Raw genomic sequence first — 21,463 nt, forward strand, 5'->3', positions numbered from 1 at the left:
ACGGTCGGCCCGCGCCGCTGCACCGCTTCATCCGCACTGCATAAATTTCCTAAAAACACTTTTCGAAAGGACCTATACCTCTTATGGCACGCAAGCTTCTTATTGCCGGTAACTGGAAAATGAACCTCAACCACCTGGAGGCCATCGGCGTCGTCCAGAAGCTGGCCTTCGCGCTGGATAAGGACGTCTACAACGACGTTGATGTGGCCGTCATCCCGCCGTTTACCGACCTGCGTTCGGTACAGACCCTGGTGGAGGGCGATAAGCTGCGCGTCACCTACGGCGCCCAGGACATCTCCATGTATGACTCCGGCGCCTACACCGGTGAGATCTCCGCTGGCATGTTGTCCAAGCTGGGCTGCGACTGGGTTGTGGTCGGCCACTCTGAGCGCCGCGAGATGCACAACGAGACCGACGAGATCGTCGCCAAGAAGGCCAAGGCCGCGCTGAAGGCCGATATGAAGCCCATTGTGTGCGTCGGCGAGCCGCTGGAGGTCCGTGAGGCCGGCGAGCACGTCAACCATGTGGTCACCCAGGTGGAAAACTCGCTGTCCGGCCTGACCGAAACCGATCTGGAAAACACGGTTATTGCCTACGAGCCGGTGTGGGCTATCGGTACCGGCAAGGTCGCCTCGGCTGCTGACGCGCAGGAAGTCTGCGCCGCGATTCGCGATAAGGTCCGCGAGATCGCCGGCGATAATGTCGCTGATTCCATGCGCATCCTCTACGGCGGCTCCATGAAGATCGATAACGTCGCTGAGCTGGTCTCGCGTGACGACGTCGACGGCGGCTTGGTCGGTGGCGCTTCCCTGGATGGGGAGGACTTCGCCAAGCTGGCTGCCCTGGCTGTGGACGCGGTGAACAACTAGTTAGACCCCGCCCCGTCGGCATATTCACCGGCGGGGCGGTAGCATCCCGGGCATGCATTCACGCGATACCAATTCCGCTATCCCGGGACCGAGCGACACCCTGCTCCGTGACGATATCCGTCACCTCGGCCGAATCCTCGGCGACGTCATCCGGGAACAAGAAGGCGAAGATGTTTTCCAGCTGGTGGAAACTGCTCGCCAGACCGCTTTCCGCCTACACCGGGGTGAGGAAAGCATTGCTGAGCTCACCGGGCTGTTCCGCGATATCGACGCCGATGACGCCAGCCCGGTAGTGCGGGCTTTCACCCACTTCGCGCTGCTCGCCAATTTGGCTGAGGATCTGCACGAAGAACGCATCATCGAAAATCACCTTGATGCCGGCTACCCGCCGTTTGATTCTTCGCTCGACGCGACGTGGGGCAAGCTTGCCGACGCTGGCATCGAGAAGGCCGATGCCGCCGATATGCTGCTCAATGGTGAGGTCACCCCGGTGCTGACCGCGCACCCCACCGAAACCCGCCGCCGAACTGTTTTTGACGTGCAGAAGCATATTGCTGCGGCGATGCGGCTGCGCCACGAAATCGCCGGTGCGAAGGAAAATGCCCGCACTCAGCAGCGCATTGAGGCCATTGATCTGGAGATCCGGCGCCGTATCACCACGTTGTGGCAGACCGCGCTGATCCGCGTCAACCGCCCCGATATCCGCGATGAGATTGAGGTTGGCCTGCGCTACTACCAGCTGTCCCTGCTGGAGACCGTGCCGCAGCTCAATGCCGATATCCAGCGTGAGTTGCGTCGCTTCGCTGACGCCGAGGTGCCCTCATTGCCGATGGTGCGGATGGGTTCGTGGATTGGTGGCGACCATGACGGCAACCCGTACGTCACCGCAGAAACCGTGCGCTACGCCTCGGACCGGGCGGCTGCAGTCATCCTGCGTCACTATTTGAAGCAGCTGCACGCCCTGGAGCGGGAACTGTCCCTGTCGGACCGGCTCTCACATGTCTCAGTGGACCTGATGAGCCTGGCCAAGGCTGGGCATAACGATATTCCCAGCCGTGTTGATGAGCCGTACCGGCGTGCCGTGCACGGTATCCGTGGCCGCGTCGCCGCCACCGCCATCACCCGCCTGGGCGATAACGTCATCGAGGGCGACTGGTCCGAGTACGAGCCCTATGGGGATGTCAGCGAACTCCAAGGTGACCTGCGTGTGGTGGAGGAGTCGTTGCGCAGCAACCACGACGACATCATCGCCGACCACCGCCTGGCCGCCATCCAGTTGTCCGTGGAGACCTTCGGCTTCCACCTGTACTCGCTGGATTTGCGCCAGAACTCGGAGTCCTTCGAGGACGTGCTCACTGAAATGTTCGCGCTTGCCGGGGTCACTGATGACTACCGCTCGCTGAGTGAGGACGACAAGGTCAACCTGCTGGTGCAGGAATTGTCCTCGGCCCGCCCGCTGGTTCCCACCACCGCCACCCTTGGTGAGGTCGCCGAACGTGAACTGGGCATTATGCGTGCCGCCGCTGAGGCCGTGCAGGCCTATGGCCAACAGATGGTGCCGCGCTGCATCATTTCGATGTGCACCAGTGTCTCTGACCTGCTCGAGCCGATGATCCTGCTGAAGGAAACCGGCCTGATCACCATCGGCACCGACGGGCCCATCGCTGGCCCTGATGTGGTGCCGCTGTTTGAAACCATTGAGGATTTGCAGGCCGGGGCTGGGGTGCTGCGTGATGCGTGGGCCTTGCCGTTCTACCGCGCCTACGTCGGCATGCGCCATGACCTTCAGGAGGTCATGCTGGGCTACTCGGATTCGAATAAGGACGGCGGCTATTTCGCCGCGAACTGGGCGCTATACGACGCTGAATTGCAGCTGACTGAGGTCTCCCGGGACCATGAGATTCGCTTACGCCTCTTCCACGGCCGTGGCGGCACCGTCGGCCGTGGCGGCGGGCCGTCCTATGACGCGATCCTGGCCCAGCCCACCGGGGCGGTGCAGGGCCAGGTGCGGGTGACTGAGCAGGGCGAGATTATTTCCGCCAAGTACGGTCACCCCGAGGCGGCCCGACGCAACCTGGAGGCGCTGGTGTCTGCGACGATCGAGTCGACGCTGTTGACCATCGGGCAGCCGCCGACGCCGCCGCGGGCGCATAAGATCATGTCGGAGATCGCGGAGCTGTCCCGCACTGCTTATGCGGAGTTGATGCACGAGGACCCGGGTTTCATCGAGTTCTTTGAAACCTCCACGCCGCTGGCGGAGATCGGCAGCCTCAATATTGGTTCCCGCCCGTCCTCGCGTAAGCAGACCACGTCCATTTCTGACCTGCGTGCTATCCCGTGGGTGTTGTCCTGGTCGCAGCAGCGCTCCATGGTGCCTGGTTGGTTCGGTGTGGGTTCGGCTGTGTCGCAGTGGATCGGCGAGGACCCCGACGGGGCGCGCCTGCAGGAGCTGCGTGAGCTGTACCGTGAGTGGCCGTTCTTCGCCTCGGTGCTGTCCAATATGGCGCAGGTGATGGCCAAGGCCGATATGGATCTTGCGCGGCTCTACGCTGATTTGCTTGATGACCAGGATATTGCGGACCGCATTCACGGCCGGATCACTGACGAGTTCGAGCTGACGAAGCAGATCTTCTTCGATATCACCGGCCAAGAAGGCCTGCTGGACGATAACCCGTTGCTGGCGCGTTCGGTGGATATGCGTTTCCCGTACTTGATGCCGCTCAACGTCATCCAGTTGGAGATGCTGCGCCGCTACCGCGCCGGCGATGAGCGCGACCGGGTGCGCCGCACGATCCAGTTGACGATGAATGGTCTGGCCACGGCGTTGCGTAACTCCGGTTAGGCCACGCCGCTGGGGGCGCGCGCTGGTTTCACTGCCCGCGTGCGCTATCCTGGTGCAGAATTAACCACCCGGTTTGTGAAGACCGGACGTTCCCGATTTTCGCAGAGGAAAGACCCGCGTGTACCTCGCACTTCAGATTATCTTGGTCATCACCTCATTCCTGATGGCCCTGTTTATCCTGCTGCATAAGGGTAAGGGCGGCGGCCTGTCCAGCCTGTTCGGCGGCGGCATGCAGTCGAACCTGTCCGGTTCCACCGTGGTGGAGAAAAACTTGGACCGGATTACGGTGATCACCGCGATTTTGTGGGTGGCCTGCATTGTCCTGCTGGGCCTGTACCAGGCCTTCGGCTGGAATACCTAAGACTCCGCCCCCGCGTACACCAAGACCGCCGCATCCATACCGGATGCGGCGGTCTTTTACGTGTGTGGTTAGTCGTCTAACCAGCCGCTGGCGTCGGCGGCGACGAACAGCACGGTTTCTTCACTGCCCCTGGCGCCAGCGGCGGGCCACTGCTGCGGGTTAGCACCAGAGGCAGCAGCCGCAGCGGCTTCGGCTTTCGCGCTGCCGGCAACAAGCAGCCACACGTGCTTCGCGGTGGCGATGGCCGGCCAGGTCAGCGACACCCGGGTCGGCGGGGGCTTCGGGCAGTCCCGCACTGCCACCACAGTGCCGGTGGCCGCCAGATGCTCAGTATGGGGGAACAGGGAATTGATATGCCCCTCCGGGCCCATGCCCAGCAGGTGAATATCGAAACCATCGGGCGCGTGTTCGGCAAGTACTCGGGCATAGGCCGCAGCGGCAGCCTCCGGGTCGGCACCGAATTGCCCATCACTGGCGGCGATGGGAAAGATATTCTGCGCCGGGATGTCGATATGGTCCAACAGCGCCTGGCGGGCCTGCAGTTCATTGCGTTCGGCATCATCGGCAGGCACAAAACGCTCATCGCCGAAGAACACAAGCACCCGGGAGAAATCAATATCCCCGTAGTCGGCACGCAATGCTCGGAGCAGCCCTATGCCGGCGCCACCACCGGTGAGCACGACGCGGGCAATGCCACCATCGCGTTGGGCGGCGCTTACCTGCGCCACGAACCGGGCGCGGGCGGCTTCGATGAGGCCGTCTTGGTCGTCGTGGCGGGAAACAGTAATGCTCATTGGTTATTTCACTCCGGTGCTGCGGTCTACGCGGGACAGGCCGCGCAGGGCGCGGGCGTAGGCCTGGTCGGGGTCCAGGTGGCGTAGTTCTTCGGCCAGGCAGTCAACTTCCGGGCGGGCCGATACCGCAACCCGGAACGGCGGGCGGTCACCGATGCACACCTGGGCGGTTTCTTCATCGACGGTTTCCACGACGATATCCCTGGTCGGGCGCTGCAGGTGTACCCGGGTCACCGGCACCCGGTGTGGATCATTGGCGGCCGGGTCCTCGGAAATGGTGCGCCGCACCCGCAGGCTTAACCGGTCGGCGAGCCAACCGGCGGCCAGGTCAACTGACGGGTTATCGGCGGCACCAGTAATGGTGACCCCCGTGATCGGCTCATGGGGCGGCAGGTCCAGCACAGAGGCCAGCACACCACGCCATGCGGTCAGCCGGGACCAGCACAGGTCCGAATCACCCGGCCGGTAGGCATTGCGCCGCACCTCAAGGGGGTTATGCCGCTTCGAGGCGCGCATATCGGTGATGCGGCGCTGGGCTAGGGCACCGATCTCGGTCTCTGAGGGGGTCACTGGGGGAGTTGTGGGCCACCAGGCCACCACCGGGGTGTCAGGCAGCAGCAGCGGCATGACAACGGCCTCAGGGTGGTCGCCTATTTTGCCGGCCAAGTGCATGACGATGATCTCGCCGACGCCGGCATCACCGCCGAGGCGGATTTCCGCATCGAGGCGGTTGTCCCCATCGCGGGATTCAGAGACCAGCATCAGCACGCGGGCGGGGTGCTCGCGGGAGACTTCATTGGCGGTGGCGATGATGGATTCCAGGTCGTCGTCGCCGTCGGCAAGCACGACCAAAGTGAGCACTCGGCCGGTGGTGACCATGCCGCCGTCATCGCGGCGGCGGACCAGTTCGCGGGCGATATCGCGAGTGTCGGAGTCAGTCAGAGTAATGATCATCGGGTTTCTCCGGGGTACGTGATGCGCGGTCTAGGGGCGTCGCCAAGCGCGACCGGTGCGGGCCAGCATCCGATCCGCGGATGCCGGGCCCCAGGTGCCAGCCGGGTAATCGTCCGGCCGGCCGCGTTGCGCCCAGAAATTGATAATCGGGTCCAGGATGCGCCAGGACAATTCGACCTCTTCATTGGTGGGGAAGAGGCTGGCCTCATCAAGCAAGGCATCCAGGATGAGGCGCTCATAGGCCTCCGGGGACTGTTCGGTAAACGACTCCGAGTAGGAGAAGTCCATATTGACGTCGCGGACTTCCATCGTCGAACCCGGCACCTTCGAACCGAAGCGCAACAGCACGCCCTCATCAGGCTGCACCCGGATGACCATGGCATTAGCGCCAAGGGCTTGGGTCATAGTGTCCGCGAACGGCAGGTGCGGCGCGGTCTTAAACACCAAAGCAATCTCGGTGACACGCCGGCCCAGACGCTTACCGGTGCGCAAGTAGAACGGCACCCCAGCCCACCGCCGGGAATTGATCTGCAGGGTGCAGGCGGCGAAAGTTTCGGTGGTAGAGGCCGGGTCGAAACCTTCCTCATCACGCAGTCCGACGCAGGGGTGTGAGCCCTGCCAGCCGGCTGCGTACTGGCCGCGGGCGGTAGTTTTCGACAGCGGCGTGACCGGCTCAGTAGCGCGCAGCACCTTGACTTTCTCCGACTGCAACTGCTCCGGGGTGAAGTCGATCGGCTCTTCCATCGCCACCAGGGCCAGCAACTGCAGCAGGTGGTTTTGGATAACGTCGCGGGCAGCGCCGATACCGTCGTAATAGCCAGCGCGGCCACCAAGGCCAATATCCTCGGCCATGGTGATCTGCACATGGTCGATGTAGTGGGAGTTCCACAGCGGGTCGAATAGTTGGTTCGCGAACCGCATCGCCAGGATGTTCTGCACGGTTTCTTTACCGAGGTAGTGGTCGATGCGGAATACCGACTCCTCGGGGAAAACCGAGTTCACAATCCGGTTGAGTTCCTGCGCCGAGGCGAGGTCGTGGCCGAAGGGTTTTTCAATAATGACCCGGCGCCAGTTCTCCGCCCCAGGGCGGGCCAGGCCGGCCCGGTCAAGCTGGTGGCACACGTCGGGGAAATTATCCGGCGGAATCGACAGGTAGTACGCCCAGTTGCCGGCGGTGCCGCGGGAAGCATCAAGCTCGGCGAGGCGCCCGGCAAGGCGGTCGAATGCCTCATCGTCATCGAAGGTGCCCTGGACGAAGTGGATGCCCTCGGCCAGGCGACGCCACACGTGTTCACGCAGCGGGGTGCGGGCACCGGCGGCGACAGCCTCGTAGACGTAGTTTTCGAAGTATTCCTTCGACCACTCCCTGCGCCCATAGCCCACCAGGGCAAAGGATGCGGGCAGCAGGCCACGGTTGGCCAGGTCATAAATGGCCGGCAAGAGTTTTTTGCGGGCCAGGTCACCGGTGACACCGAAGATCACCATGCCACCGGGGCCAGCGATGCGCGGCAGCCGCTTATCGCGGGGGTCGCGCAGGGGGTTGGTCCAACCGGTGGGATTGCCGAGGGCGTCGTTACTCATGGGAACTTTCGCAGTAGGCGCGGGTGGGTTTAGCGGCGCTCGTCGAGCTGGCCGCCGATAGCGTCAAGCAGCTCATTCCAGCTGGCGACGAACTTATCGACACCCTGCTTTTCCAGGAGGGTGAACACATCGTCAATATCGACCCCAACAGCGGCGATCTGGGCCATAGTCTGCTTGGCCGCAGCACCAGTGCCGCTGAGCGTATCGGGCACCTGGTCAATATCGGCAGCAGCAGTGGCCTCCAGGGTGGCCTCAGGCATGGTGTTGACGGTGTGCGGGCCAGCCAGGCCGGTGACGTACATGGTGGCGGGGTAGTCCGGGTTCTTCACACCCGTCGATGCCCACAGTGGGCGCTGCACATTCGCCCCGGCAGCAGCCAGCTCAGCCCAGCGTTCATTGCTGTTGGTGAAGGTGTTCTCGAAGTGGTCGTAGGCCAGGCGGGCATTGGCCACACCGGCCGCGCCGCGCAGCTTCAGGGCTTCGTCGGTGCCGATGGCCTCCAGGCGACCATCGACCTCAGAATCGACGCGGGAGACGAAGAAGGACGCCACAGAGTAAATCTGGGAGATATCCAGGCCGGCTTGCTTCGCACGGCTGATGCCATCGATATAGGCGTCAACGACCTGCTGGTAGCGCTGCAGGGAGAAAATGAGGGTCACATTGACGGCGATGCCTTCGGCCAGGGCGTCGGAAATAGCCGGCAGGGATTCGTCGGTGGCCGGGATTTTGATCATCGCATTGGGCTTGCCGACGCGGGACCACAGTTCGCGGGCCTGGGCGATGGTCTGCTCATAATCGGCGGCGTAGCGGGGGTCGACCTCAATGGAGACCCGGCCGTCTTCGCCATTGGTTTCCTCATAGACCGGTTCCAGCACATCGCAGGCGTTGCGCACGTCCTCGATAGCCATGGTGAACACCGCCTCGGCGGCGTCGGCGCCAGCGTCGGCAAGCTGATCGAGCTGGGTGTTGTAGGCATCACCGACGGTCATGGCCGTGTGGAAAATAGCCGGGTTGGTGGTGACACCGACGACGTCGCGCTCAGTCATCAGCTCAGTGAGGTTGCCGGACTGCAGGCGGCCACGGGAGAGATCGTCGAGCCAAGTGGACGTGCCGGTCTGGGCGAGCTGGGTCAGCGGGGTATTCGCCATAAGAAGAGGTGACCTTTCCGATTGATACGTGGTGTCGAGTATGCGCTACCGACGCCCATGGCGCACATGAGATCGGTAGAAGACGCGCGGTAACGCGAACATCCCGCCCACGCGGGTGGACGGGATGCTGCGGTTGTTCCTGCTGTTAGTTCGCCGCGGCCAGGGACTCGCGGGCGGCAGCAACCACAGACTCAGTGGTCATGCCGAATTCCTCGAACAGCTTCTGGTAGGGGGCAGAGGCACCAAAGTGCTCCAGGGACACCGCGCGACCAGCATCACCGAGGTACTTATGCCAGCTCATGGCGATACCGGCCTCAACGGAGACGCGGGCGCGGACCTCGCGGGGCAGCACCTGCTCGCGGTAGTCAGCGTCCTGCTCATCGAACCAGTCCAGGCACGGGGCGGAGACAACCCGGGCTGCCACGCCGTCCTTGGCGAGCACATCAGCGGCCTCGATGGCCATCTGCACCTCAGAGCCGGTGGCCATAAGGATGATGTCCGGGGTGCCATCGGTATCGCGCAGGATGTAGGCGCCACGGCGCACACCCTCGGCGGCCTTGTCCTTGGTGCCCTCAAGCACCGGCACGTTCTGGCGGGTCAACGCCAGCGCCTTCGGGCCGGGGGCAGCCTCGAGGGCGGCGGTCCAGGCAGCGGCGGTCTCATTGGCGTCGGCCGGGCGCAGGGTGGCCATGCCCGGGATGGCGCGCAAGGTGGCCAGCTGCTCGATGGGCTGGTGCGTCGGGCCGTCCTCACCCAGGCCAATGGAGTCGTGGGTCCACACGTACAGCGGGGAAATGCCCATCAGGGCGGCCAGGCGCACTGCGGGGCGCATGTAGTCGCTGAAGATGAGGAAGGTGCCGCCGTAGACGCGGGTGCCGCCGTGCAGGGTGATGCCATTGAGGATGGCGCCCATGGCGTGCTCGCGGATACCGAAGTGCAGATTGCGGCCGTAGGGGGAGGTGGTCCAGGTGTCGGTGGTGATCTCTTCCGGGCCGAAGGACGGGTCGGACTTGATCACGGTGTTATTAGAACCGGCCAGGTCGGCGGAGCCGCCCCAGAGTTCCGGCAGGGTCTTGCCGAGGGCCTGCAGCACTTCCTGGGAGGCCTTACGGGTGGCCACCCCCTTGGCGTCGGCGTCCCAGCTGGGCAGCTCGGCGGCGTAGCCCTCGGGCAGCTCACCGGCTTCGAGACGGGTGAACAGGTCGTGGGCTTCCGGGTTGGCCTTGGCCCAGGCGTCGAAGCTTTCCTGCCAGGTGGCGTGGGCGGCCTTGCCGCGCTCGATGGCGCCGCGGGTGTGCTCGATGACCTCATCGGCCACGGCGAAGCTCTGGTTCGGGTCGAAGCCGAGTTCTTCCTTAATGAGGGCGACTTCGTCATCACCCAGGGCGGCGCCGTGGGAGGCGCCGGTGTTCATGGCATTGGGCGCGGGGTAGGCGATGACGGAGCGCACCCGGATGAAGGTGGGGCGCTCAGTTTCGGCCTTGGCCTCGGCAACAGCCTTTTCCAGGGCAGCGACGTCCTCACCGCCGTTGACCTCAATGACCTGCCAGCCGTAGGCGCTGTAGCGGGCGGCGACGTCTTCAGTGAAGGCGATGGTGGTGTCGTCTTCGATGGAGATGCCGTTGTCATCCCAGAACACAATCAGGTTGCCCAGTTTCTGGGTGCCGGCTAAGGAGCAGGCCTCGGCGGTGACGCCTTCCTGGATATCTCCGTCGGAGGCGATGACGTAGACGTGGTGGTCGAAGGGGGACTGGCCAGCGGCGGCCTGGGGGTCGAATAGGCCACGCTCGCGGCGGGCGGCCATAGCCATGCCCACAGCGGAGGCCAGGCCCTGGCCGAGGGGGCCGGTGGTGATTTCGACACCGTCGGTGTGGCCGTATTCGGGGTGGCCTGGGGTCAGGGCGCCCCAGGTGCGCAGTGCTTTGAGGTCATCGAGTTCGACGCCGAAGCCGGCGAGGTAGAGCTGGATGTACTGGGTCAGTGAGCTGTGGCCGCAGGAGAGGATGAAGCGGTCGCGGCCAACCCAGGTGGGGTCGGTCGGGTCGTGGCGCAGTACGCGCTGGTAGAGCAGGTAGGCCAGGGGAGCGAGGCTCATGGCGGTGCCGGGGTGGCCGGAGCCGCAGTTTTGCACGGCGTCGGCGGCGAGCACGCGGGCGGTATCCACGGCTTTGGTATCCAGCTCGGCCCAGTCGTCGGGGTAATTGCGTCGGACTCGGGGCTGCAGCTCGGGGGATAACGTCACGGGAAGGGCTCCTACCGGTTGGTGTCGTCGTGTTGTCCGGGCCATTCTATCCCGCACGGTAAGGGTTGGGGCACACCGCGCCGACCAGCCCGGTGGGGGTGTGGGGTACGGTCAAGGCTACGATTGAGCCGCTAGGCTCTTTGTGCGTTGCCTGCTAGCCCTAACCTGTCTGGGAGGACCATTGCTGGATACCGTCAAGGCGTATATCGCGCTGACGAAGCCTCGCGTGATTGAGCTGCTGCTCGTCGCGGCGATTCCGGCGATGCTGCAGGCCGATCGTGGCGAGGTCCACGTGGGCTTCATTCTGGCTACCCTCGCCGGTGGCTGGATGGGCGCTGCGGCTGCCAATACCTTCAATATGGTTGCCGATTCTGATATCGACAAGATGATGAAGCGCACCCGGAAGCGCCCCTTGGCCCTGGAGAGCGTGTCGAATCGCAATGCCATGATCTTTGCCACCACCTTGATGGTGGCGTCGTTTTTGTGGCTGTGGTTGCTGTGTAACTCGCTGCTAGCGGCTGTTTTTATCCTGATGACGATCGCGTTTTACGTGTTCGTCTACACCATGTGGCTCAAGCGTCGCACGGACCAGAATGTGGTCTGGGGCGGCGCTGCTGGCTGTATGCCGGTCTTTGTGGGCTGGGCGGTTATTACCGACAACACCACCAATGTCGATGGCATTTGGCACTGGTGGCAGGCACTGGTGCTGTTCATGGTGATTTTCTTCTGGACCCCGCCGCATACCTGGGCGCTGGGGCTTCGTTACCGCGAGGATTATGAGGCCGCTGGGGTGCCGATGATGCCGGTGGTGCATGAGCCGATTTACGTCACCAAGCGCATCATTGCCTATACCGCCGCGACTGCGGTGACCACGTTCTTGCTGATTCCGGCCGCTGGTTGGATTTACGCGGTGGTGTCGGTAGCCGCCGGTGCGTGGTTCCTCTACGGCTCCATTGTGTTACATCGCGACGTCAAGGCGGGCGGCAGCATCAGGCCGATGAAGCTGTTCTTGATGTCGAATAACTACCTGTCGCTGGTGTGCGTGGGCCTGTCTGTGGATGCCGTGCTGGGCCTGCAGACCATCGGCTCACTGGTGTCCTAGTTTTCGCTTGCCGACGGTGAGGGCTGGCTGTTTCGCCTTATGTTTAGGCGCACGAAAAGGAACGCATGAGTACAGACAACACACCAACAACTGACCAATTCCGCCCCATTGTGCTGCGAGTGCTCGGCGACGGCCACGAGCGCGCGGGCCGTGATATCTGCGAGCTGGTGGCCGACTATCTCCAGCTGTCCGACGATGTCCGTGCAGAGACGATTTCTTCTGGCCAGAGCCGATACGTGAATCGAATCCAGTGGGCTTTCTCCGGGCTTACCATTGCAGGTCTGCTGGATCGTCCTAAGCGTGGCCGGTACCGGATCACTGAGGACGGTCGTGCCGTCGATAGCCGCGATCTGACTGAGTACACCGAAAAAGACATGCTGGAGTGGCCGGCGTGGCGGGAGTATCAGGAGGAAGTTGCGGCCCGCAAAAAGGCTTCTCCGAATACCAGCGATGTAGAAGCCACGGACCAATCGGACCCCATCGAAACGATGGCTGATGCTGAGGCGGCGTTTAACGCCCAGACGGAGACTGAGCTGCGCCGGAAGCTGCAGCAGGCCTCTCCTGGGTTTTTCGAAGATGCTGTCATTGATGTGTTGTGGGCGATGGGTTACGGCGGTTCCCATGGCGAGAAGAAACGTGTGGGCCGTTCCGGTGACGGTGGGGTAGACGGGATTATCAGTCAGGATGCTCTTGGCCTGACCAATATCTATATCCAGGCGAAGCGTTATGCCGATACCAATAAGGTGGGCGACCCGGAGATCCGCAACTTCATTGGTGCACTGGATTCCCGCAGGGCGAACCTGGGTGTTTTCATTACGACGTCGAGCTTCCAGCCTGCTGCTGTGCGTACTGCTGAACGGTACCGCCACGGCAAAATTATTCTCATTGACGGCCTGAAGCTCACGAGTTTGATGCTGTCTTACGGCGTTGCTGTGCATAAGAAGCGCGAGTTCACTCTTTACGAAGTCGATGAAGACTTCTTCGAGGAGTAACGCTCCGCTACGCTACGGATGATGTCCCAGTAAGAGGGGCCTATTGCTCGTCTGTACGAGCCTTCCGACGCACCGAGCCCCTGGTTGCCACCCGGGGTTTTCCTTTTGCTGTCATACTGAATAGCATGTCGTCTTTTGCTGAAGCATTGGTCCAACTTCGTGAAAATCAGCCTGCCGGGAAGTATGGCTTGGCTTTTGAGAAGTTGATGGTCAATTACTTCAAGAATGACCCGGTGCTCAGCACTGAGTATGACGAGGTCTGCCGGTGGGTGGATTGGAAGTATAACGGCGGCAAGGCCGACGCTGGTATCGACTTGGTTGCCCGGCGTAGTGAGGATCAGCGGTGGGTGGCTATCCAGTGCAAGTTCTATAAGCCCACCACGACGGTGAGCAAGGCGAATCTGGACTCGTTCTTTGAGGCTTCTGGCCGTACTTTCCAGACCGATAATGGCACTGAGACCTTCGCCCAGCGGATGATTATTTCCACCACGGACCGGTGGAGTTCTAATGCTGAGGCGATGCTGGAGAGCCAGCTCATCCCGACTAACCGCATCGGCACCGAGCATATTGCGAGCTCCCCGTTGGATTGGGATCTGACGTTCCCCGGTTCGGAGCTGAATATTCACCTGTCTCAGAAGGAGACCTTTGAGCCGCGTCCGCATCAGTCTGCGGCTATTGATGCGACCTTGAAGGGGTTTGCCGCCCATGATCGCGGCAAGCTCATCATGGCGTGCGGTACGGGTAAGACTTTTACGTCTTTGCGGCTGGCGGAGCAGTTCGCCGAGGCCAATGGTGGTCGGGCGCGGGTGTTGTTCCTGGTGCCGTCGATTTCCTTGTTGTCGCAGACCTTGAAGGAGTGGACCGCCCAGGCGCGCCTGGACATGAAGGTCTACGCAGTGTGCTCGGATTCTAAGGTCTCGAAGAAGGCCGAGGATATCGCCGCATACGACTTGGAAGTGCCGGTGTCTACTGATGGTGCTGATATCGCCGAGCGATTCTCACACGGCAAGCGCGCTAAGGGCCTCCAGGTGGTGTTTTCCACCTACCAATCTTTGCCGGCTATCCATGATGCCCAGCAGCGTGGCCTTGAGGATTTCGATCTGGTTATTTGCGATGAGGCGCACCGCACCACAGGTGTGACCATTGCCGGCGAGGATGCGTCGAACTTCGTGCGGATTCATGACGCTGACTACATCAAGGCGGCAAAGCGGCTGTATATGACGGCGACTCCGAAGCTGTTCGACGATGAGGTTAAGGGCAAAGCTGAGGAGCATTCCGCCGAGGTGGCCTCGATGGACGATGAGGACATCTACGGGCCGGAGTTCCATCGGCTTGGGTTCGGAGATGCCGTCGAGCAGGGCCTGTTGACCGATTACAAAGTCTTGGTCATGACTGTTGACGAATCTGTGGCAGCTGAGGCTCTGTCCCGGGGCGATGCTGGCGGCGTCAATCTGAGCTTGGCGTCTGCGATGATCGGCACCTGGAATGGTCTTGCGAAGCGTTCAGGTTCTGAGCAGGGTACGTCCGCAGGTTTCGATGAGGGTGCTGCCGCGATGCAGCGCACGGTTGCCTTCGCCAAGGACATTAAGACGTCGAAGTCGATTGTTGAGTCTTACCCGGCGCTGATTGACAACTATCAGCAGTCGCTGCGGGAGAGCGCGGCACTCAATGATGTGAGCCTGCACAATATTGATGTCCGGGTGAGGGCTCAGCATGTCGATGGGTCGATGAATGCGATGGAACGCAACTCCCGGCTGGGTTGGCTTGAAGCTGACGTCCCGGATAACGAAACCCGCATTCTTACTAATGCCCGGTGCTTGTCTGAGGGGGTGGATGTACCGGCCTTGGATGCGGTGGTGTTTTTCAACCCGCGCAATTCGATGGTGGATGTGGTCCAGTCAGTCGGGCGTGTCATGCGTAAGAGCAAAGGCAAGGATTATGGCTACATCATCCTTCCGGTCGCGGTTCCGCCGGGCAAGTCCCCTTCGGAAGCGTTGAACGATAACACCCGGTTCAAGGTTGTCTGGCAGATCCTCAATGCGCTTCGTGCCCATGATGATCGGTTCAATGCCAAGGTCAACTCCATTAGCCTCAACGAGTCCACACCAGATGAGCTGCCGATCAAGCATGATCACACTGCAGATCCTCGTGAGCGTCTGCGGAAGGCTGAGGAGGATAGCGCCAACCACGCCTACGATCCAGATGACGTCACAGCGAAAACCCTCGCCCTGTTCTCTCTGGAGAAGTGGCAGGAGGCGATGTACGTCAAACTCGTCGACAAAGTTGGCGACCGCACGTACTGGGAAGACTGGGCAGATGATGTCGCCGATATCGCCGCCGCCCAGGTAGAGCGCATCAAAACCCTCGTCGACGGGGCTGACCCGAAACTCCGCACAGAGTTTGAAGAGTTCGTTGAGGGCCTGCGCGGCAACCTCAATGACTCGATTTCCGAGGATGAGGCCATCGGCATGCTCTCACAGCACCTCATCACCGCGCCTGTGTTTAATGCCCTGTTCAGTGATTATGACTTCGCCCAGCACAACCCGGTATCCCGGGTGATGCAGCGCATGGTGGATGCTCTTGCCGATAAGCAGCTAGAAACTGAGACCGAGGGGCTAGAGAAGTTCTACAAGTCTGTGCGCGTGCGGGCCTCTGGTGTCACCAGTGCCTCGGGCAAGCAACAGGTCGTCAAAGACCTCTACGAACGGTTCTTCCGTAAAGCGTTCAAGAAGCAAGCAGATGCCCTGGGCATTGTCTACACCCCGGTAGAGATTGTCGACTTCATTATCCGGGCCGCCGATGACCTCATGCAGGAACACTTCGGTAGGGGACTGACCGACGAAGGCGTACATATCCTCGACCCGTTCACTGGTACGGGCACATTCATGGTGCGCCTGCTGCAATCAGGACGCATTAAGCCAGAAGATATGGCCCGCAAGTACGCCAACGAACTCCATGCCACAGAGATCATGCTCTTGGCGTACTACGTCGCAGCGGTCAATATCGAGACCACCTACAACGCTTTAATCCGGGAACAGCAGAAGGCCGAGAACCCCGAAAGTGACTTAGACGTTCCGTACGTCACCTTTGACGGCATCGCCCTGGCAGATACCTTCCAGATCCATGAAGACGACGACACCTTGGACATGGATGTCTTCGTGGAAAACAACGATGCCATCGAACGGCAAAAGAATTCACCCATCAACGTCATCGTGGGCAACCCGCCGTACTCGGTCGGACAGGGCAGCGCCAACGACAATAACCAGAACCTCAAGTACCCGACGCTAGATAAGCGGATTGAACAGACCTACGCAGCCCAGTCGACTGCTACGAATAAGAATTCGCTGTACGACTCCTATTTGCGTGCATTCCGATGGGCCACTGACCGCATTGGAAACGAAGGTGTCGTCGCCTTCGTATCCAACGGCGGCTGGATTGACGGTAACACCGCAGATGGAGTTCGCCTGTCCTTTGCCGAAGACTTCAGCGACATCTATGTCTTTAACCTACGCGGAAATCAACGCACCGCAGGTGAGCTATCCCGCAAAGAGGGCGGGAAGGTTTTCGGATCGGGCAGCCGCAATACCGTTGCTATCACTATTGGCGTCAAACGAAGCAACAGTGCAGGATGCACAATCCATTATAAGGACATTGGCGACTATCTATCCGCCGACGAAAAACTCAAAATCGTCGACAACAGCCAGGTAAGCGAGATGGACTGGCGCGGCATTGATCCTAACTCCTACGGAGACTGGATTAGCCAAAGAGCAGAAGACTTCTTAACCTTCCCCGCCCTAGGAATAAAACGGGGGGATAACAGCCAACCAATTTTTGGCGTCTTTTCTCGCGGTGTTGCCACAGCTAGGGACGCTTGGGTAGTGAACTTCAGCAAGAAAAAACTAACCCACAATGTCGAAGATATGGTCAGTTATTACAACGAAACTCTTCAATTACTAAATAGCGATCGAGGCAATAACAGAACCTTCAATGAAATACTTTACCGCAACAAGTCGCGCTTCAGTTGGAATAGAACCAACAAGAAAGACATCGAACGTGGCGTGAGTGTAAGCATCGATACCACAGGATTTCGAGAACTAAGTTATCGCCCTTTCATGCGGAGCCACCTATATCTTGACTTTTCCGCTAAACTTAACGATCAAATTTATCAAATAAGACATATTTTCCCCACACCACGCCACGATAACTACGGTATATCCATAAATTCTCGAGGATCGAGCGCTCCTTTTACCGCTTTTTCAACGAATTTAGTCCCGGATTTGCAAAGCGTTGCTGGCGCAGGTAACCCCGTTCAATTCTTCCCACGCTGGATTTGGGAACCGATAGAGGCAGAAGAGGGCGAACTCGATTTCGGCCTAGACCAAGCCTCCAGCGGTCCTGTCGGTACTGAGGGAGAGATCCGGGACGGATACCGCCGCGTTGACAACATCACCGACGAAATCCTGACTGAATACGAGCAGGCGTTGGGGGAGGTGTCTAAAGATGACATCTTCTACTTTGTCTACGCGCAGCTCCACGACCCGGAGTACCGCACCAAATACGCAGCAGATCTAAAGAAGATGCTGCCGCATATTGAGACCCCAACCGACCGCGCCAGGTTCGACAAACTCAGTGCTGCCGGCCGGGAATTGATGGATCTCCACATCAACTACGAGTCGATTGAGCCGTACCCAGTCACTGTGGATCTAAAGAAGACTGCTGATCCGGATGACCGGGAGACTTGGCGTGTCACCAAAATGAAGTGGGCCAAGACCACGGATGAGGAGACCGGCAAGAAGGTCAACGATGTGACCACGCTTATCTACAACAAGCAGGTCACCATCCGGGACATCCCCGCAGAAGCTGACGAGTACATGCTCGGTTCCCGCTCAGCTATCGCCTGGCTCATTGACCGCTACCAGGTGAAAAAGGACAAGAAGTCCGGGATCGTCAACGACCCCAACGACTGGGCAGACGAAGTCGGGAATCCGCGCTATATCGTCGACCTCATCGCCAAAGTCACCAGCGTCGCCTTGGAAACGGTCCGTATCGTTAACTCCCTTGAAGACAACAAGGTGGCCACTACAAACGCCCGAACCAGATCGTGCGGTGAAAGGTGAGGCATGAAGCGCGGCCCATTGTCTCCGAGCTGGAGCTATGGTTGCATCTCGCCGGCTGACCCGGGCTTCCCAGCAACCAACGAGTCGAAAGCAGGGCCATCTCACGCAATAGGATCCGAAACAACGCAGTAGATAAACGGTGGCGACCAATTCATCGGTGTCGATACGGCATACCTAGCCGAAATTTACTCAACCTGATCGAGATCTGAGGTGACCGACTGCTACCTATGTCTAACCATCGACCTGTCGCAGCTTGTGGTAGTAGATTATTTTTAAAACTCTAAGCTTAGGTTGTGACCTGGTTCTTTACACATCTCGGGGTCAGCGAGAAATTAATTTTCCCTAAGCTGACGACACTCACCAGGACCGGAGGCATCGACACTGATGACGCCACGCTGTGCGCAAGCCCCGGGGGGGGGCACCCATGACGGCTAGTTACGTTGATTGCGCCGTCGACGAGCAGCCCGTTCGTTGTCAGTGTAGTTAGAAAACCCAAAGGTCAAACGCGGTGCGTCACGGAAGTATAGCGCGGGATTTTCCTGGAGCAAACGGATCCGATCTTGACGGTGAGCATCGTAAAGATCGCCCTTACCACTCATCATCGGCACTTCCCTCTAGTCGTTCAGATGTTTCGAGTTGATCTTGACCCATGTTAGAAGCCGGGACGCCGATTCCGCCGTCACGGTCGTCGGCGGCGTGTTGCCCGGCGTCAGCTCCTAGCGGACCTATGGGAACAGCGTCGTTCTCAGCGTTTTTTCCAACATAAGTCAAGGATAGCAAAGAAGCAAACTGATTCAAGAGAGCGGTTCCGTGGAACTCATCGATGTCTCCGGCGTTTTTTGAATCGACAGTCAAAAGACCAAATAGCTCGTCGCCCGTACTAACCGGCATGACAGCAAAACAGTCGTAGTCTAATGCTTTCTCAGAAGTCTCTTCTAATTCACTCGTATCCTTTATATATCGACCTTGGTTATTTTCGATCGCGACACGAAGAGTTCTATCGTTCACTGTAAAAATGCGCTTAGAGTGATGATTTAATCGACCATCATGACCATATTTCGAAGCACTAAGCTCAACTGGAGACGTATTACTGACTTCAAAAAGATTTGCTCGAACACCTTCAGGTGGACCAATACGTTCTCTAACGGACGCTAGAATCGCTCGGCGGGCAGCGGCAATCTCTGTGTCCCGCTCTACTTTCTTATTAGTGTGTAAGGCGTGACTAATTGCCTGAGTAGTGTCGGTAAGCGCGAAAATGATTGACCTTACAGCTTCTTCCTGAATCTCGCTTCGCTCTTCCTCAACGTCTCTATCGCGACGTTCACTGAGCATATTAAGGCCAAAGCAAATTGCTATAAGAATAAAAATTAATGCAACTATCCATATCCTGCCATTGCTAATTTGTGCACCAGCAAAACAAGATAGAACTACGATAATGAAATTGAGAACGTTGGGGTGGACACTAGCAATATATCTCGCCCATGTGGGCTCCCGAAGAATGGGCTCATTCTGCCCGCCCCCTTTTAGTGCATGGCTTAGAAGACTTCTGAGCTTTTGACCGATAACGCCAAATTTCGATTCATTCATTCTATGCTCCTATTCCCGCTATTGCGCTTCATCAAAGATTTATTTAATTGCATTTCACATTTCTTTAACCCTTTGCAACGAAGATAGTACTGGTGACTACAATAATGCTCGTCATGTCGACCGATTTTTACAACATAGCGAGGTTTTTGGGATTAACTTAAGTCCACTAAAAACATTTTACCAAGTGCTGTGATTGATACGCGAAAGATGAAAATACATAACCGATACTTATTGCCGTCGAAAGTACTAAGAACTTTAGCAAGATCCATCAGCCAACAAAAGTAGAATTCGTTTTCTAGCAGAGCAAAATGAGGTTTTCAGTTACTTTTTACGCCATCCGAAAAACTTTTTTGACTCTTTGACTATTTCCGACATGAATCACAGTCAGGCTAAATCTTTCGGGCCATCCAAAACTTTGCAATGAGTCGATTCGAAATATTTTCGTATAGAGACTGAATTTCCTAAGGACCAATTCTTATTTATGGAATAACCGGCTTCTCTACACATCTTTAAACTCGTGATTTTCTAAGGCTTAGCGTAACACTCTCCCGTAGTAGACCTATCTTAACTGCACTAACAGACTTGGAAACCGACAATCTAAAATAAACAATAAGTAATGTTCGCTAAGCCGCTCCTGATCGTTCCTCCGGTAGATACATTCTATACTTCTTTTGTTGTTTGTCTCATCTACGCCTCACTTACTGAGGCGGTGCAGCAACCTTACGAGTACACCAACCCCGCCCCGAGAAATCTCGGAGCGGGCTTTTCAGGATTCACGCCAACCAGCAACCACCGTCGGCAAGCAGGTCGGCGAGGCTAGCTCACCGGGTTAGGCCTTCGCCTTCGCTTTCGGGTCCTGCTCGGCAGCCAGCGAACCGTAATTCGTGGCGGTACCGCCCACCCGATCACGACCAAAGGCGTACAGCATGCCGGCAAGACCGGTCACCGCACCAGAACCAGCGATATGCACCGGAACCAGGGCCGCTGGGGTACCAGTCCAGTACTGCACCATGCCGACCACGGCCTGCGAGATAATCACCGCAATCAAAGCCCAGCCGACAATCAACACGCGGCGCTCCACCTTCAGGGCAATCAACGCCATCGTCAGACCAACCACCAGGCCCAGCAGCAAGTACATGAAACCGGCGTGGACATGGGTGAGTTCCACAATCGGCAGGTTCAAACGTTCCTCAGGGGTGACATCGGCATCACCGGCGTGCGGGCCAGCGCCGGTCACCATCGTGCCGGAGACCAACGTCAGGCTCACCGCAACACCCATCAGCACACTCAGCCACCGCAGGGCGGTAGGGTAGCGGCGCTCCAGCTGGCCATCATCAGGCTGGCCCACCTGGACCCAAATCACACCAGCGATCCACACCAGAACCATCGACGGCAAGAAGTGGAACGCCACCCAAATCCAGTTCAGGTCCACGTGCACAGAAATGCCGCCAATCACGGCCTGCACAATGATGCCGAAACCTTCAATGAAGCTCAGCACAATAATGGACTTACGGCGGCCTGCGCGCACCACCGCAAGGAACAACACCAACGTGATCACAATCAGCACGAAGGTCAACAGTCGGTTGCCGAACTCAATGGCCTGGTGCAACGCCGGGGCGGCGCCGGGGACCGGGGTGAAACTACCCGGATGACACTGCGGCCAGGTATCGCAACCAAGACCAGAACCCGTCACGCGGACAATCGAGCCGGTAACGGCGATACCTGCTTGGGCCAGCAACACCAATAAGGCGAAAAGTTTCTGCTTGCCGACGCTAGGAAGCGGCAAAAACGACAACGGCAGCTGGCGTTCGGACACGGGCTGGGAGGGCTGGGCAGAAGTGCTCACAAACGCACAGTCTACCTGGTGCCTACCC

At 59.1% G+C, this 21,463-nt stretch carries 13 protein-coding genes; 6 read left to right on the forward strand and 7 right to left on the reverse strand.

Annotation, left to right across the window (positions count from 1 at the left end):
* Positions 1-83 precede the first annotated feature (83 nt).
* The 3 genes from tpiA to secG all read left to right on the forward strand — a co-directional run bounded on the left by tpiA (position 84) and on the right by secG (position 4,072).
* Complete coding sequence (gene tpiA, locus KRX51_RS05690; protein ID WP_218362030.1) at positions 84-869, forward strand: triose-phosphate isomerase; 786 nt, start codon at positions 84-86, stop codon at positions 867-869.
* A gap of 52 nt (positions 870-921) precedes the next feature.
* Positions 922-3,711: a phosphoenolpyruvate carboxylase gene (ppc, locus tag KRX51_RS05695; protein ID WP_218362031.1), complete on the forward strand. Its 2,790-nt coding sequence runs from the start codon at positions 922-924 to the stop codon at positions 3,709-3,711.
* Positions 3,712-3,829: 118 nt separating this feature from the next.
* Positions 3,830-4,072 (forward strand): preprotein translocase subunit SecG, encoded by a 243-nt coding sequence (gene secG / locus KRX51_RS05700; protein ID WP_218362032.1) that lies wholly within the window; start codon positions 3,830-3,832, stop codon positions 4,070-4,072.
* 68 nt (positions 4,073-4,140) lie between these two features.
* On the opposite strand, the gene pgl is transcribed toward secG, so the two are convergent.
* The 5 genes from pgl to tkt all read right to left on the reverse strand — a co-directional run bounded on the left by pgl (position 4,141) and on the right by tkt (position 10,791).
* Entirely contained in the window at positions 4,141-4,866 is a 726-nt protein-coding gene (gene pgl, locus KRX51_RS05705; protein ID WP_218362033.1) for a 6-phosphogluconolactonase, read from the reverse strand.
* 3 nt (positions 4,867-4,869) lie between these two features.
* The gene (locus KRX51_RS05710) at positions 4,870-5,820 is read right to left on the reverse strand and encodes a glucose-6-phosphate dehydrogenase assembly protein OpcA (RefSeq protein ID WP_218362034.1); all 951 of its coding nucleotides are present in this window, start codon (positions 5,818-5,820) and stop codon (positions 4,870-4,872) included.
* 30 nt (positions 5,821-5,850) lie between these two features.
* Positions 5,851-7,401: a glucose-6-phosphate dehydrogenase gene (zwf, locus tag KRX51_RS05715; RefSeq protein WP_218362035.1), complete on the reverse strand. Its 1,551-nt coding sequence runs from the start codon at positions 7,399-7,401 to the stop codon at positions 5,851-5,853.
* 29 nt (positions 7,402-7,430) lie between these two features.
* Positions 7,431-8,549 (reverse strand): transaldolase, encoded by a 1,119-nt coding sequence (gene tal / locus KRX51_RS05720; RefSeq protein WP_218362036.1) that lies wholly within the window; start codon positions 8,547-8,549, stop codon positions 7,431-7,433.
* Positions 8,550-8,694: 145 nt separating this feature from the next.
* Positions 8,695-10,791, reverse strand: coding sequence for a transketolase (gene tkt, locus KRX51_RS05725; RefSeq protein ID WP_218362037.1), 2,097 nt, complete (start codon positions 10,789-10,791; stop codon positions 8,695-8,697).
* Positions 10,792-10,975: 184 nt separating this feature from the next.
* On the opposite strand from tkt, the gene KRX51_RS05730 reads away from it, so the two are divergent.
* The 3 genes from KRX51_RS05730 to KRX51_RS05740 all read left to right on the forward strand — a co-directional run bounded on the left by KRX51_RS05730 (position 10,976) and on the right by KRX51_RS05740 (position 18,002).
* Complete coding sequence (locus KRX51_RS05730; RefSeq protein ID WP_218362296.1) at positions 10,976-11,893, forward strand: heme o synthase; 918 nt, start codon at positions 10,976-10,978, stop codon at positions 11,891-11,893.
* A 65-nt stretch (positions 11,894-11,958) separates the two neighbouring features.
* Entirely contained in the window at positions 11,959-12,885 is a 927-nt protein-coding gene (locus KRX51_RS05735) for a restriction endonuclease (protein ID WP_218362039.1), read from the forward strand.
* 125 nt (positions 12,886-13,010) lie between these two features.
* Positions 13,011-18,002, forward strand: a complete 4,992-nt coding sequence (locus KRX51_RS05740; RefSeq protein ID WP_218362041.1) for a DEAD/DEAH box helicase — start codon at positions 13,011-13,013, stop codon at positions 18,000-18,002.
* Positions 18,003-18,590: 588 nt separating this feature from the next.
* Here KRX51_RS05740 and KRX51_RS05745 read toward each other — a convergent pair.
* The gene (locus tag KRX51_RS05745; protein ID WP_218362042.1) at positions 18,591-19,589 is read right to left on the reverse strand and encodes a hypothetical protein; all 999 of its coding nucleotides are present in this window, start codon (positions 19,587-19,589) and stop codon (positions 18,591-18,593) included.
* A gap of 829 nt (positions 19,590-20,418) precedes the next feature.
* Positions 20,419-21,435, reverse strand: coding sequence for a COX15/CtaA family protein (locus KRX51_RS05750; RefSeq protein WP_218362044.1), 1,017 nt, complete (start codon positions 21,433-21,435; stop codon positions 20,419-20,421).
* Positions 21,436-21,463: the final 28 nt, after the last annotated feature.

Origin of the sequence: Corynebacterium sp. TAE3-ERU12 (assembly GCF_019209905.1) — a bacterium.
Taxonomy (GTDB): Bacteria; Actinomycetota; Actinomycetes; order Mycobacteriales; family Mycobacteriaceae; genus Corynebacterium.

Coding starts and splice junctions, on each gene's coding strand:
- zwf (WP_218362035.1), bottom strand. CDS start 7,401: ATGAGTAACGACGCCCTCGGCAATCCCACCGGTTGGACCAACCCCCTG.
- KRX51_RS05735 (WP_218362039.1), top strand. CDS start 11,959: ATGAGTACAGACAACACACCAACAACTGACCAATTCCGCCCCATTGTG.
- KRX51_RS05740 (WP_218362041.1), top strand. CDS start 13,011: ATGTCGTCTTTTGCTGAAGCATTGGTCCAACTTCGTGAAAATCAGCCT.
- pgl (WP_218362033.1), bottom strand. CDS start 4,866: ATGAGCATTACTGTTTCCCGCCACGACGACCAAGACGGCCTCATCGAA.
- KRX51_RS05745 (WP_218362042.1), bottom strand. CDS start 19,589: ATGAATGAATCGAAATTTGGCGTTATCGGTCAAAAGCTCAGAAGTCTT.
- tpiA (WP_218362030.1), top strand. CDS start 84: ATGGCACGCAAGCTTCTTATTGCCGGTAACTGGAAAATGAACCTCAAC.
- tal (WP_218362036.1), bottom strand. CDS start 8,549: ATGGCGAATACCCCGCTGACCCAGCTCGCCCAGACCGGCACGTCCACT.
- KRX51_RS05710 (WP_218362034.1), bottom strand. CDS start 5,820: ATGATCATTACTCTGACTGACTCCGACACTCGCGATATCGCCCGCGAA.
- ppc (WP_218362031.1), top strand. CDS start 922: ATGCATTCACGCGATACCAATTCCGCTATCCCGGGACCGAGCGACACC.